Source organism: Pseudomonas sp. TH37 (assembly GCF_016650735.1).
Taxonomy (GTDB): Bacteria; Pseudomonadota; Gammaproteobacteria; order Pseudomonadales; family Pseudomonadaceae; genus Aquipseudomonas; species Aquipseudomonas farris.
The window spans coordinates 138,652-152,794 of the sequence record NZ_JAEKFD010000009.1; the positions used below are offsets into that span (position 1 = coordinate 138,652).

The 14,143-nt window shown below is 60.6% G+C and carries 14 protein-coding genes; 12 read left to right on the forward strand and 2 right to left on the reverse strand.

Translation table 11 applies throughout. The annotated features are described in order from the left end of the window. Positions 1-148: 148 nt before the first annotated feature. Positions 149-1,465 (reverse strand): bifunctional DedA family/phosphatase PAP2 family protein, encoded by a 1,317-nt coding sequence (locus tag JFU11_RS21735; protein ID WP_201062067.1) that lies wholly within the window; start codon positions 1,463-1,465, stop codon positions 149-151. A 191-nt stretch (positions 1,466-1,656) separates the two neighbouring features. Next, entirely contained in the window at positions 1,657-2,355 is a 699-nt protein-coding gene (locus tag JFU11_RS21740) for a DNA-3-methyladenine glycosylase (RefSeq protein WP_123359087.1), read from the reverse strand. A gap of 189 nt (positions 2,356-2,544) precedes the next feature. Between JFU11_RS21740 and JFU11_RS21745 the strand changes: the two genes are divergently transcribed. From JFU11_RS21745 to lipA, 12 genes are all read left to right on the forward strand, one after another. Further along, complete coding sequence (locus JFU11_RS21745) at positions 2,545-3,816, forward strand: glutamate-5-semialdehyde dehydrogenase (protein WP_201087468.1); 1,272 nt, start codon at positions 2,545-2,547, stop codon at positions 3,814-3,816. 1 nt (position 3,817) lies between these two features. Further along, a complete protein-coding gene (nadD, locus tag JFU11_RS21750) occupies positions 3,818-4,507 on the forward strand; it encodes a nicotinate-nucleotide adenylyltransferase (protein ID WP_008009047.1) in 690 nt (229 codons plus the stop codon). Between the two features lie 72 nt (positions 4,508-4,579). After that, a complete protein-coding gene (gene rsfS / locus JFU11_RS21755) occupies positions 4,580-5,074 on the forward strand; it encodes a ribosome silencing factor (RefSeq protein WP_038981377.1) in 495 nt (164 codons plus the stop codon). Positions 5,075-5,083: 9 nt separating this feature from the next. After that, positions 5,084-5,551 carry a 23S rRNA (pseudouridine(1915)-N(3))-methyltransferase RlmH gene (gene rlmH / locus JFU11_RS21760; RefSeq protein ID WP_007937439.1) on the forward strand — a complete coding sequence of 156 codons (468 nt, stop codon included), beginning with the start codon at positions 5,084-5,086 and terminating at the stop codon, positions 5,549-5,551. Positions 5,552-5,561: 10 nt separating this feature from the next. After that, positions 5,562-7,457: a penicillin-binding protein 2 gene (gene mrdA / locus JFU11_RS21765; RefSeq protein ID WP_052967105.1), complete on the forward strand. Its 1,896-nt coding sequence runs from the start codon at positions 5,562-5,564 to the stop codon at positions 7,455-7,457. Between the two features lie 31 nt (positions 7,458-7,488). Further along, positions 7,489-8,592 (forward strand): rod shape-determining protein RodA, encoded by a 1,104-nt coding sequence (gene rodA / locus JFU11_RS21770; RefSeq protein ID WP_201121367.1) that lies wholly within the window; start codon positions 7,489-7,491, stop codon positions 8,590-8,592. A gap of 17 nt (positions 8,593-8,609) precedes the next feature. Continuing rightward, positions 8,610-9,620: a lytic murein transglycosylase B gene (gene mltB / locus JFU11_RS21775; RefSeq protein ID WP_201062069.1), complete on the forward strand. Its 1,011-nt coding sequence runs from the start codon at positions 8,610-8,612 to the stop codon at positions 9,618-9,620. Further along, positions 9,620-10,630, forward strand: coding sequence for a septal ring lytic transglycosylase RlpA family protein (locus JFU11_RS21780; protein WP_201121364.1), 1,011 nt, complete (start codon positions 9,620-9,622; stop codon positions 10,628-10,630). The genes mltB and JFU11_RS21780 overlap by 1 nt, the downstream gene beginning before the upstream one ends. A 183-nt stretch (positions 10,631-10,813) precedes the next feature. Continuing rightward, on the forward strand, positions 10,814-11,971 hold the full coding sequence (locus tag JFU11_RS21785) for a D-alanyl-D-alanine carboxypeptidase family protein (protein ID WP_123720530.1): 1,158 nt from the start codon (positions 10,814-10,816) through the stop codon (positions 11,969-11,971). An 80-nt stretch (positions 11,972-12,051) separates the two neighbouring features. Further along, entirely contained in the window at positions 12,052-12,327 is a 276-nt protein-coding gene (locus JFU11_RS21790; protein ID WP_052967109.1) for a DUF493 domain-containing protein, read from the forward strand. Continuing rightward, the gene (gene lipB / locus JFU11_RS21795) at positions 12,327-12,974 is read left to right on the forward strand and encodes a lipoyl(octanoyl) transferase LipB (protein ID WP_201062071.1); all 648 of its coding nucleotides are present in this window, start codon (positions 12,327-12,329) and stop codon (positions 12,972-12,974) included. Before JFU11_RS21790 ends, lipB begins: the two co-directional genes overlap by 1 nt. A gap of 25 nt (positions 12,975-12,999) precedes the next feature. Then, positions 13,000-13,998: a lipoyl synthase gene (lipA, locus tag JFU11_RS21800; RefSeq protein ID WP_161794746.1), complete on the forward strand. Its 999-nt coding sequence runs from the start codon at positions 13,000-13,002 to the stop codon at positions 13,996-13,998. Positions 13,999-14,143: the final 145 nt, after the last annotated feature.

Sequence of the window (14,143 nt, forward strand, 5' to 3'; positions counted from 1 at the left end):
TGTCGAGCCTGCGAGGCGGCGTTCGGCGGCGAAGCCGCCGCAAAACCGACAATGCCGTCTTTCAGGCAAACCGCATAAGCAGGATTTGCGAGGACTTCGTCCTCGAACGCCGCCTCGCAGGCTCGGCAGCTGCTACAGGGTTACGGCATCAATACGCATACCTCAACATCGCATGCGGCATGTGCCTCAACACAAAGAAACCGAACAACGCTACCAATGAAGGCAGCACCAGCCACCAGATTTTCGGCGGCATGGCGTTGAGCGAGGTCTGGCGTTGAGTCAGCCAAAGGCTGGCCGCACACACGCATGCCGCCAGCATCGCGCCGGCCAGTACATCGGTCGGCCAGTGCGCGCCCAGGTACACCCGTGAAAAGGAAATCGTCAGCGCCGGCAAGCAGCCCACCAATAACCAGGTCAGGCGCATGCGCGGCGGTTGTCCGCGACCCGCCAGCACCGCGAGCGTCAAGAACAGCGCGAAAGAGCCCGAGGCATGACCGCTGGGCATGCTGTAGCTGGTCAGTGGATCACTCAGCACTTCCGGGCGCACGCGGGCGAAAAAGTGCTTGGTCGCGGTGTTGCCCAGCGCGGTGAACAGCAGGGTGCCGCCGGCGAAGATCGCGTGTCGCCATTGTCGTGTCAGTAACAGCAAGACTGTCAGCAGCGCGCTGAGCATAAACATGTTGCGGAATTCGCCAATCAACGTGAACACCACAGCCACTTCATCGAGCACCGGGCTGCGGTGTTCCTGTATCAGGGTCATCAATCCTTGGTCGAGGGCGGTCAGGTGCGGGTAGCCGATGAACAGGCCGATCAGGATCAACAGGCTCATGCTGCTGATCCAGATGGTCGCCCGGCGATGGCGGCGCAGGCTGCTGTTTGCGCTCAGACCGACCATCACCGCAATGCTGCCGGCGACAATCCCGGCTTCAAGCCAGAAACCTTCCGGCAATGGCAAGCGGATCGCCGCCCCGGTGGCCCAGCCCGGCAGGAGATAGGCGAGGCTCCAGCCCGCGGCAGCCAACAGGCTGACGACGGCGAAGCGCGGGAAGGGCATGTCGAACATCCCGGCGACCATTGGCAGCATTGGCCGCAGCGGGCCGATAAAGCGTCCGACCAACAGGCTGGCGATGCCATAACGCTGGAAATAAGCCTCGGCCCCGGCCATCCATTCCGGATGATGGCGCAACCCCGGCAAGCGACGGATGTTCTGGTGGAAATGTCGCCCTAAAAAGTACGAAACGATGTCGCCCAGCACGCCGCCGAGGAAACCCAGCAGCAGCGTTTCACCCAATGACAACGCGCCACTGCCGGCCAGCACCGTCACGGCAAACAGCAACACCGTGCCAGGCACGATCAGTCCGACAATCGCCAGGCATTCCATACAAGCCACTACGAACACTGCCGCGGCCAGCCATTGCGGATTGACTGTCAACCAACCGGTCACGCTATCGAGCCATGGGCCCATAAAAACAACTCCATCTGATTCAATTGGCCCTTGGTGGGCGAGCACAATTTAAACAACACCATAAAACCCTGTGGGAGCGGGCTTGCCCGCGATGGCGCCGTGACAGTCAGCCTTAATGTCGACCGGTATGGCCCTATCGCGGGCAAGCCCGCTCCCACAGGGATCTCCTTTGCATCAAGATTCAGCAGGTATCAGGACAACAAAAAATAATCGCGACCTTCGACTTGCCCCCGGCGCAGCGGGTTGCGCGTGCAGTAAAGTGCGTAAGCCGCATCAACAAAACGGTACATCAAATGTTCGTCGCGCCCGTGGGGAATGCCCAGGCGTGTGGTCTGGATGATGTGCCCGGGCGCCGGCCCGACATCTTCCACCAGCAGCACTTCATGGTCGAAGCGCTTGGCATCCCAGACCGGCACCTTCAGCCCCAGCGCCTTGCAGAGCAGCGTCTGCCCGGCACACAGTTTTTGCGAGGGGCGAGGGCGGCCTTGGGCATCGGGATTGTTCAATAGCATCTGCGCCAGGCTCGCCGGCCCGCTCAGTTCGTCGACCCATGGATAGGCGGATTTGATCAGCACTGCATTGCCTGGCCCCTGAGCGCTGAAGTTCAGGGAATCGCCGCCGCGGGCGTAATACATATAGATGTGGCCGCCATCCAGAAACAAAGCCTTACGCTTTTCTGTGTAGCCAAGGGAGGCGTGGCTGCCTTTTTCTTCGCAGTAATAGGCTTCGGTCTCGATAATCCGGGCACTGAGCCACAGGTCGCCGACCCGATGACGGATGATTTTGCCCAGTAAATCCCGGGCCAGCGTTTGGGCATCGCGATCGAAAAATGCATCCGGCAGCCCCTTGGGCTGGCGCGTAGTGGATGCAGAAACAGGCAGGTTGGTCATGATGAACAGCGTTTATCAGGGCTGATTGAGTCGTGATGATAACAATATGCAGCTTAATCCCGGCTGAACATCGGCAAATTGCGCTCCATTTCGACCATCCGCCTGTCACCGCTGTTAGTCCCGGGACGCGACAGCTATAATCTGCCGCTTTACTCTTTACCAAGACCTTAGCAAAGACCATTGCAGACCATGACTGAGTCCGTTCTTGACTACATGACCCGTTTGGGTCGCGCCGCCCGCGAAGCTTCCCGCGTGATCGGCCGTGCCAGCACCGCGCAGAAAAACCGCGCCTTGCAGGCGGCTGCCAATGCGCTGGACGCGGCACGCGCCGAGCTGACGGCAGCCAATGAGCTGGATTTGGCCGCCGGCCGCGCCAACGGTCTCGAGCCTGCTCTGCTTGAACGCCTGGCACTGACCCCTGCGCGCATCGACGGCATGATCGTCGGTTTACGCCAGGTCGCGGCATTGCCGGACCCGGTTGGGGCAATCCGCGACATGAGTTATCGCCCGTCTGGCATCCAGGTCGGCAAGATGCGCGTGCCATTGGGCGTGATCGGGATCATCTACGAATCACGGCCGAACGTGACCATCGATGCCGCCAGCCTGTGCCTGAAGTCCGGCAACGCGACCATCCTGCGTGGCGGCTCCGAGGCGATTCATTCCAACCGTGCGATTGCCGCCTGCATCCAGCGGGGCCTGGCCGAGGCCGGTCTGCCGGCCGCGGTGGTGCAAGTAGTCGAAACCACCGACCGTGCCGCCGTCGGCGCACTGATCACCATGCCGGAATACGTCGACGTTATCGTGCCCCGTGGTGGCCGTGGCTTGATCGAACGGGTCAGTCGCGATGCCCGCGTGCCCGTCATCAAGCACCTGGACGGCATCTGTCACGTCTACGTCAGTGCCCATGCCGATCTGCCGAAAGCCCAGCGCATTGCGTTCAACGCCAAGACTTATCGTTATGGCATCTGTGGCGCCATGGAAACCTTGCTGGTGGATGAATCGGTTGCCAAGGAGTTCCTGCCATCGATGGCTGCCCAGTTCCGCGAAAAAGGCGTCGAACTGCGCGGTTGCGAGCGCACTCGGGCGATCATTGAGGCCGTAGCGGCCACTGAAGAAGACTGGCACACCGAATACCTGGCGCCGATCCTCTCGATCCGTGTGGTCGACGGTCTGGATCAGGCCATCGAGCACATTAATAAGTACGGCTCCCATCACACCGATTCGATCGTCAGCGAAAACCTGGCCGACACCCGGCGTTTCGTGGCCGAAGTCGATTCGTCTTCGGTCATGATCAACACCCCGACGTGCTTCGCCGATGGCTTCGAATACGGATTGGGTGCCGAGATTGGCATTTCTACTGATAAGCTGCACGCCCGCGGCCCGGTGGGCCTCGAAGGGCTGACCTGCGAGAAGTACATCGTGGTCGGTGACGGTCAGTTGCGCGGCCAGGAGTCGGTCTGACTTGGGCGACTTCGACCCGTCAGCCCAAGTGACCGCCAGCGAGCCCCAGCCTCGACGCATTGGCGTACTGGGCGGGACCTTCGATCCGGTGCACATCGGCCATTTGCGTGGTGCGCTGGAAGTCGCCGAATCGCTGGCGCTTGATGAGTTGCGTCTGACACCCAGTGCCAGGCCGCCTCATCGCGGTACGCCGCAAGTGTCGGCGAAGGACCGTCTGGCGATGGTCAAGTGCGCGGTGGCCGGTGTGCCACCGTTGGTGGTGGACGCTCGCGAATTGCAGCGGGACAAACCGTCCTACACTATCGATACCCTGGAACTGATGCGTGCCGAATTGGCCGCCCCAGACCAGGTTTTTCTACTTTTGGGCTGGGACGCATTTTGCGGCCTGCCCACTTGGCACCGCTGGGAAGAGTTGCTCCAGCATTGCCACATCCTGGTGCTGCAACGCCCGGATGCCGACAGCGAACCGCCGGATGCCTTGCGCAACCTGCTGGCAGCGCGCTCGGTGAGCGACCCGCTGGCCCTCAAAGGGCCGAGCGGACAGATTGCATTCGTCTGGCAGACGCCGCTCGCGGTATCCGCCACCCAGATCCGTCAACTGCTGGCCAGCGGTAAGTCGGTACGTTTCCTGGTGCCCGACGCGGTCCTGGCCTACATCGATGCGCACGGGCTTTACCGTGCGTCGAACTGAAAAAGGGCGCGCTTCAAGGCACGTGAATGCGTGTATCGAAGCGCCCGAACATACGAGCAAAACGAGTTTTATATGACTGACAAAGACGTAAACAAAGTAAAGCGCAAGGGCACATTCAAGAGCGCTCCGCTGCCAGTAGTGGCTAATACCGGGCCGGAGCTGCGCGGCGAAGAGCTGGTCAAGGTCGCCGTAGCGGCCCTGGAAGACGTCAAAGCCCAGGATGTTCTGGTGATCGACGTTCGTGAAAAGCAGAGCATCACTGATTTCATGATCATCGCTACCGGTACTTCCAACCGTCAGATCGGCGCGATGCTGGATAAGGTCCGCGAGGCGGTCAAGGCCCAGGGCGTCAAGCCGTTGGGTGAAGAAGGCAAGGGCGACAGCGACTGGGTGTTGCTGGATATGGACGATGTCATCGTGCACATGATGACTGCCAGCGCTCGCCAGTTCTATGACCTGGAGCGTTTGTGGCAGGGTGCCGAGCAGAGCCGTGCCGGCAGCGCCGCGCACCACAGCCCGGAAAACACCCATGAGCATTTCATCAAGCTCAACAAAGACCAGCAATAAGGGACCGCTGTGCGACTGCGACTGATCGCCGTCGGTTCACGCATGCCCAAATGGGTGGAAGAAGGCTGGCATGAATATGCCAAGCGTCTTCCGTCCGAGTTGGCGCTGGAACTGGTGGAAATTCCGCTCAACACCCGCGGCAAGAACGCCGACGTGGCGCGCTTTATCCGTCAGGAAGGCGAAGCCATGCTGGCCAAGGTCGGGCCGAACGAGCGCGTTGTCACCCTCGAAGTCCACGGCAAGCCCTGGAGCACCGAGCAACTGGCGGTCGAACTCGATCGCTGGCGGCTGGACTCGCGCACGGTGAATTTCATGGTCGGCGGCCCCGAGGGGCTGGCGCCGGAAGTCTGTGCCCGGGCGGATCAACGCTGGTCGTTGTCGCCGTTGACGTTGCCGCACCCATTGGTGCGGATTCTGATCGGCGAACAGCTGTATCGTGCCTGGACAGTCCTGTCCGGCCACCCTTATCACAAGTAGTTCTGCCCTCATGCCCCAGCCGATCCGCATCAAGGACCACGAAAAAGACGCCCGTCTAGTGCGTGGCCGCGTCGTGTTCGGGGCCATTGCAGTGGTGGCGCTGATTGGCGTGCTGATCGCGCGGCTGTATTTCCTTCAGGTGATCCAGTACGAGTACCACTCGACCCTGTCGGAAAACAACCGCGTCCATGTGCAGCCGATTCCGCCGACTCGCGGGTTGATTTTCGACCGCAATGGCGTCGTAGTGGCCGACAACCGGCCGAGCTTCAGCCTGAGCATGACCCGCGAACGCTCCGGCAACTGGCAGCAAGTGCTCGACGTGATCGTCGAGGTGCTGGAGCTGACGCCCGAGGACCGGGTGATCTTCGAGAAGCGCATGCGTCAGGGGCGCCGGCCGTTTGAGCCGGTGCCTATCCTGTTCGAACTGACCGAAGAGCAGATCGCCCGCATCGCGGTGAACCAGTTCCGCCTGCCTGGTGTGGAAGTGGTCGCGCAGCTGGTGCGGCATTACCCGCAGGGCGCGCACTTTGCGCACTCGGTGGGTTACATGGGGCGGATCAACGAGAAAGAGCTGAAGTCGCTCGATCCGGTCAACTACAGCGGCACCCACCACATTGGCAAGACCGGCATCGAGCGTTTTTATGAGCCCGAATTGCACGGCCAGGTGGGTTACGAGGAAGTCGAAACCAACGCACGAGGCCGTGTATTGCGCGTGCTCAAGCGTACTGATCCGATTCCCGGCAAGGACATAGTCCTGAGCCTGGACATCAAATTGCAGGAAGCCGCCGAAGCCGCACTGGGCGGTCGCCGTGGCGCGGTGGTGGCGCTGGACCCGAAAACCGGCGAAGTGCTGGCGATGGTCAGTCAGCCGAGTTTCGACCCGAACCTGTTCGTCACCGGCATCAGCTTCAAAGCCTATTCCGAGTTGCGCGATTCCATCGACCGGCCACTGTTCAACCGCGTGTTGCGCGGTCTGTACCCGCCGGGCTCGACGATTAAACCGGCGGTGGCGATTGCCGGTCTGGATGCGGGCGTGGTTACGGCGTCGAGCCGGGTCTACGATCCCGGTTACTACCAATTGCCCAACTACGATCACAAATACCGTAACTGGAACCGTACCGGCGACGGGTACGTGGATCTGGACACGGCGATCATGCGTTCCAACGACACCTACTTCTATGACCTGGCCCACAAGCTGGGGATCGATCGGTTGTCGGCGTACATGAGCAAATTCGGCATTGGCCAGAAGGTCTCCCTGGACATGTTCGAAGAGTCGCCGGGGTTGATGCCGACCCGGGAATGGAAGCGCGCGACCCGTCGTCAGGCCTGGTTCCCGGGCGAGACGCTGATTCTGGGGATCGGTCAAGGCTATATGCAATCGACTCCGTTGCAACTGGCGCAGGCCACAGCGCTGGTGGCCAACAAAGGCGTCTGGAACCGTCCGCACCTGGCGAAGACTGTCGAAGGCGAGCGGCCGAAGGACGAAAACCCCATGCCGGACATCGTCCTGCGTGACCCGTCGGACTGGACCAAGGTCAACCACGGCATGCAGCAGGTGATGCACGGTGCCCGCGGTACGGCGCGCAAGGCCTCCATCGGTGCTCAATACCGGATTGCCGGCAAGAGTGGTACGGCTCAGGTGGTCGCGATCAAGCAGGGTGAAAAGTACGACCGCTCCAAGGTTCAGGAGCGTCACCGCGACCACGCCTTGTTCGTCGGCTTCGCGCCGGCCGACAACCCGCAAATCGTAGTGTCGGTGATGGTCGAGAACGGCGAGTCCGGTTCCGGCGTCGCCGCACCAGTGGTGCGTCAAATCATGGACGCCTGGCTCCTGGACCAGGACGGCCGACTGAAAGCCGAATACGCCAGCCCTATCAGTGCGGAGGCTACGGCCCGTGAAGAGTAATTTCGATCGCATCCTCTCCAGCGAGGATGTGATGCGTCGCCGTGCGACGCTGCTGCAACGCATGCACATCGACGGCCCGTTGCTGATTCTGCTGCTGACCCTGGCTGCCGGCAGCCTGTTCGTGCTGTATTCGGCCAGTGGCAAAAGCTGGGATCTGCTGGCCAAGCAAGCCACTTCCTTCGGCATCGGTCTGGTATCGATGATCGTCATCGCCCAGTTCGAGCCGCGCTTCATGGCCCGTTGGGTGCCGGTCGGTTATGTGATTGGCGTGCTGTTGCTGGTGGTGGTGGATGTCATGGGCCACAACGCCATGGGCGCCACGCGCTGGATCAACATTCCGGGGGTGATCCGCTTCCAGCCCTCGGAATTCATGAAGATCCTGATGCCGGCAACCATCGCCTGGTACCTGGCCAAGCGCTCCTTGCCGCCACAACTCAAGCATGTGGGCATCAGCCTGTTTCTGATCGGATTGCCGTTCATTCTGATCGTGCGTCAGCCCGACCTTGGCACTTCGTTGTTGATCCTGGCGGGTGGCGCGTTCGTATTGTTTATGGGCGGCCTGCGCTGGCGCTGGATTCTCAGCGTGATTGCTGCCGCCGTGCCGGTGTCTGTAGCCATGTGGTACTTCGTGATGCACGACTACCAGAAGCAACGCGTCCTGACGTTCCTCGACCCGGAGAGCGATCCGCTGGGTACCGGCTGGAACATCATTCAGTCGAAAGCCGCCATCGGTTCCGGCGGAGTGTTTGGTAAAGGCTGGTTGCTCGGCACCCAGTCGCACCTGGACTTCCTGCCGGAAAGCCACACCGACTTTATTATTGCGGTGATGGGCGAAGAGTTCGGCCTGGTGGGCATCTGCGCATTGTTGCTGATTTACCTGCTGTTGATCGGTCGCGGGTTGGTGATTACCGCCCAGGCTCAGACATTGTTCGGCAAATTGCTCGCGGGCAGCCTGACCATGACGTTTTTTGTTTACGTTTTCGTCAACATCGGTATGGTCAGTGGCCTGTTGCCGGTTGTGGGGGTGCCGTTGCCGTTCATTAGCTACGGAGGAACTTCGCTGGTGACGCTACTGTCAGCGTTTGGGGTTTTGATGTCGATCCATACCCATCGTAAGTGGATCGCACAGGTTTGAATAAGGTGAAGATTTCAATGCAAGTAATGCGTGGCTGGGCGGCTCGGTACGCGCCATGGGTCGGCCTGGTAAGCATCCTTGGCACAGCGCAGCAAGCGTTGGCCGGCGATTACGAAGGCTCACCCCAGGTGGCCGAGTTCGTCGGTGAAATGACCCGCGACTATGGCTTTGCCGGTGAACAGCTGATGGGCGTGTTCCGCGAAGCCGAGCGCAAACAGTCGATTCTGGACGCGATCTCCAAACCCGCCGAACGGGTTAAACAGTGGAAAGAATATCGCCCGATGTTCATCACCGATGCGCGCATCGCCCGTGGTGTGGACTTCTGGCGTCAGCACGAAGCGGTCCTGGCTCGTGCCGAGCAGGAATACGGCGTGCCGGCGCAGGTGATCGTCTCGATTATCGGCGTCGAGACCTTTTTTGGTCGAAATACCGGTAATTTCCGGGTAATCGATGCCTTGTCGACCCTGGGTTTCGACTATCCTCCCCGTGCCGAATTCTTCCGCAAGGAATTGCGTGAGTTCCTGCTGCTGGCCCGCGAAGAGCAGGTGGACCCGTTGACCCTCAAAGGCTCCTACGCCGGGGCCATGGGCTTGCCGCAGTTCATGCCGAGCAGTTTTCGCGCCTATGCTGTGGATTTCGACGGTGACGGCCACATTAATATCTGGAACAACCCGGACGATGCCATCGGCAGCGTCGCCAGTTATTTCAAGCGTCACGGCTGGGTCGCCGGCGAACCTGTGGTCAGCCGCGCCGATGTGCGTGGCGATCAGGTAGACGAGGGTTTGACCGCAGGCATTGAACCGACGAAAACCGTCGGGGAGTTGCGGGCGCTGGGCTGGTCGAGTCATGATGCGCTGCGCGATGATATGCCGGTCACGGCTTTCCGCCTGGAAGGTGACAATGGCCCCGAATACTGGATGGGCCTGACGAATTTTTACGCGATCACGCGTTATAACCGCAGCGTGATGTACGCCATGGCCGTACATCAACTGTCTGAACAGCTGGTCCAAGCACGGGGCGTCAAGTAATGCGGGCATTGCCTATGAGTAAACCCCTGAAGCTCATGGCATTCGCCGCGTTGACGGTTCTGGTCGCCAGTTGTTCGACCAGCCGTGCGCCGGCTCAGAAGTCTCCGACCGCCGCTCGTTCGGCACCTGGCCTGGATATCAACCGGGCTCACAAGGATGGCGCACCCTGGTGGGACGTCGACGTATCGCGCATCCCGGATGCCACGCCGACCCTGCACAGCGGCCCTTATAAAGCCAACCCGTACACCGTGCTGGGCAAGACTTATTTCCCGTTGCAAGAATCCAAGACCTACGTGGCCTCGGGTACTGCGTCCTGGTACGGCACCAAGTTCCATGGTCAGAACACCGCCAACGGCGAGGTGTATGACTTGTATGGCATGAGCGCCGCGCACAAGACCTTGCCACTGCCAAGTTACGTTCGGGTGACCAACCTGGACAACAACAAGAGCGTGATTCTGCGGGTCAACGATCGTGGGCCGTTCTACTCGGACCGGATCATCGACTTGTCCTATGCAGCGGCCAAGAAGCTCGGCTATGCCGAAACCGGTACCGCGCGGGTCAAGGTCGAAGGCATCGACCCGCAGCAATGGTGGGCACAGAAGGGCCGTCCGGCGCCGTTGATGCTTAATGAGCCGCAAGTGGCGCAAAGTGCCGCGCCGACTGTGACGGCCTCCACCGGCACCGTCGAGCAGTGGACGCCACCGCCGCAGCAGCACGCCGCGGCCGTTGTGCCTGTGCAGATCGATGCAAAAAAAAACGCTTCTGTACCAGCCTCTGGCCAGTATCTGCAGGTGGGCGCGTTCGCCAACCCGGACGCTGCAGAACTCCTGAGATCGAAGCTCAGCGGGATGGTGAGCGCTCCGGTGTTCATCAGTTCGATCGTGCGTAACCAGCAGACCCTGCATCGGGTGCGCCTGGGGCCGATCGGCTCGCCGGGTGAAATCCAGCAGGTGCAGAACAGCGTGCGGCTGGCCAACCTCGGTTCGCCGAGCCTGGTCAGCGCCGAGTAGTACCTGGTACTTGATTGACGGTTCGCCTGCGGTTTGGGGGGGCGAACCGGGTTGTTGGCTCGTTGAAGAATAAAAGCCCGGCAAGGGTTGCAGAGTGAGCAACTGAACACGCGACAACTTTTTAGAGAGTTGTCTGATTAGTTTTGCCCTAGGGCAGTTTCCATTAGCGATTTCGAGAGACGGATGAATATCACCACCTTTGCCAAACGCCTGTGCCTGCTAGTCCCGCTGCTCCTCTCGCCTGCCGCTTTTGCGGTCGAGATGATGCCGTCGCCACCGCAACTGGCCGCCAAAGCCTACGTACTCATGGACGCCAGCAGCGGCAACGTGCTGGTAGAGAACAACGGTGACCAGCGTCTGCCGCCGGCCAGCCTGACCAAGCTGATGACCGCTTACATCGCGACCCTGGAAATCCGTCGCGGCCAGATCGGCGAGAACGACCCGGTGACCGTCAGCGAGAACGCCTGGCGTACCGGCGGTTCGCGGATGTTCATCAAGGTGGGTTCGCAAGTCACCGTCAGTGATCTGCTGCACGGCATCATCATTCAGTCGGGTAACGACGCCAGTGTTGCGCTCGCCGAGCATATCGCCGGCAGCGAGGATGCCTTCGCCGATCTGATGAACAAAACCGGCGCCGAACTGGGCCTGACCAACACCCACTTCATGAACCCGACCGGCTTGCCAAACCCTGAGCACTACTCGTCGGCTCACGACATGGCAGTGCTGGCTCGCGCGATCATCCACGAAGACCCGGCTCACTACGCGATCTACTCGCAGAAAGAGTTCTTCTGGAACGGCATCAAGCAGCCTAACCGCAACCTGCTGCTGTGGCGCGACAAGACCGTCGACGGTCTGAAAACCGGTCACACCGACGAAGCCGGCTACTGCATGGTGTCTTCGGCCGTACGTGATGGCATGCGCCTGATCGCCGTGGTGTTCGGCACCAACAGCGATGTAGCCCGCGCTGCTGAAACCCAGAAGCTGCTGACTTACGGTTTCCGCTTCTTCGAAACCCAGACCTTCTATCAGAAAGGCGCCGAGCTGGCTCAGGCACCTGTCTGGAAAGGCACTACCAATCAAGTCAAGGCCGGCCTGGCTCAAGACCTGACCATGACCCTGCCAAAAGGCCAGCTGAAAAAGCTCGCCGCCAGCATGACCATGACCCCGCAACTGGTCGCGCCAATCGCCAAGGGCGATGTGATCGGTAAAGTTGAAGTGAAACTGGATGACAAGGTGGTGCACAGCGCCGACCTGATCGCTCTGGACGCAGTCGACGAGGGTGGTATCTTCCGCCGCATGTGGGATAGCATCCGTCTATTCTTCTACGGCTTGTTCAACTGAATTAGTGTGGACCTGCATGGCCCCGTTCCAATCCGGAGCGGGGCCATGTCCGTTGCCACGGCTTACGAGGCCGTTACGCCATGACAGACACTGAAGTAAAGGCGCCAAAAATCGAATTCCCCTGCGCGGATTACCCGATCAAGGTAATCGGCGACACCGGCGTGGGTTTCAGGGACAAGATCATCGCGATCCTTGAGAAACACGCCACCGTTGACCACAACACCTTTGCCGAACGGCAGAGTACCAACGGCAAATACACGACCATCCAGTTGCACATCATCGCCACCGGCCAGGAACAGCTGTACGACATCAACAGCGAGTTGCGGGCTACCGGTTTCGTGCACATGGTGCTGTGATGTCTGGCACGCTGGGCTTTCGCGAACTTGGTCAGATGGCTTACGAGCCGGTCTGGCATGCCATGCAGCGCTTCACCAACGAACGCGGCAGCGATGCCGCCGACGAAATCTGGCTGGTGGAACATCCGCCGGTATTCACCCAGGGCCAGGCCGGCAAGGCTGAGCATCTGTTGCTGCCGGGGGATATTCCGGTGGTGAAGGTCGATCGTGGTGGTCAGGTGACTTACCACGGTCCCGGCCAATTGGTGGCCTACCTGTTGCTGGACGTGCGCAAGCTGGGGTTCGGCGTGCGTGACCTGGTCAGCCGCATGGAGCGATGCCTGATCGAGCTGCTGGCCAGCTACGGCGTCACCGCAGTGGCCAAGCCGGATGCGCCGGGTGTCTATGTCGATGGCGCGAAAATCGCTTCTCTGGGTCTGCGGATCCGCCACGGTTGCTCCTTTCATGGCCTGGCCTTGAATGTGGATATGAACCTGGAACCGTTTCGACGGATTAATCCCTGCGGCTATGCCGGGCTGGCAATGACCCAGCTGCGCGATCACGCAGGATCGATTGAATTTGCCGAGGTAAGTGCCCGGCTGCGCGCGCAGCTCGTCAGACACCTCGACTATGCTGAGCAGACGACCCTAACGGGCGGAATCGACTGATATGACTACTGATGCAGTGCAAACCATGATCCCGACGCTCGATGTCACCGAGCGTCCGGCCCCGCGTGCCAAGGTTGAAGCCGGCGTCAAGCTGCGCGGCGCCGAGAAGGTTGCACGCATCCCGGTGAAGATCATCCCGACCACCGAACTGCCGAAGAAACCCGACTGGATTCGCGTGCGCATCCCGGTTTCCCCGGAAGTCGACCGCATCAAGGCCCTGCTGCGTAAACACAAGCTGCACAGCGTTTGCGAAGAGGCGTCCTGCCCGAACCTGGGCGAGTGCTTCTCCGGCGGCACCGCGACCTTCATGATCATGGGTGACATCTGCACCCGTCGCTGCCCATTCTGCGACGTCGGCCACGGTCGTCCGAAACCACTGGACGTCAACGAGCCGGAAAGCCTGGCCATTGCCATCGCCGACCTGAAACTCAAGTACGTCGTAATCACTTCGGTAGACCGCGACGACCTGCGTGACGGCGGTGCCCAGCACTTTGCCGACTGCATCCGCGAAATCCGCAAGCTGTCGCCGAACGTGCAGCTCGAGACCCTGGTCCCGGACTACCGTGGCCGCATGGACGTCGCACTGGAAATCACCGCCGCCGAGCCACCGGATGTGTTCAACCACAACCTGGAAACCGTGCCGCGCCTGTACAAGGCTGCGCGTCCGGGTTCGGATTACCAGTGGTCGCTGACCCTGCTGCAACGCTTCAAGCAGATGATGCCGCACATTCCGACCAAGTCCGGCCTGATGCTGGGTCTGGGCGAGACCGACGAAGAAGTCATCGAAGTCATGAAGCGCATGCGCGAACACGACATCGACATGCTGACCCTGGGCCAATACCTGCAACCGTCCCGCAGCCACTTGCCGGTCCAGCGCTTCGTGCACCCGGATACCTTCGCCTGGTTTGCCGAGGAAGGTTACAAGATGGGCTTCAAGAACGTCGCTTCCGGCCCGTTGGTACGTTCCTCGTACCACGCTGACGAGCAGGCGAAACTGGTCAAGGCCGAGCTGATGTCGTCCTGATCCCGTTTTGAGAGCAAAAAAAGGCCCGCAAGGCTTCTCAGGCCTTGCGGGCCTTTTTTTAGCAGTGCCCACGGCGATTACAGTCTTTTCCTGCAAACCGTGGTGCGATTGACCCTCTTCTGTTTATTCCCGTTCCTGACTACTG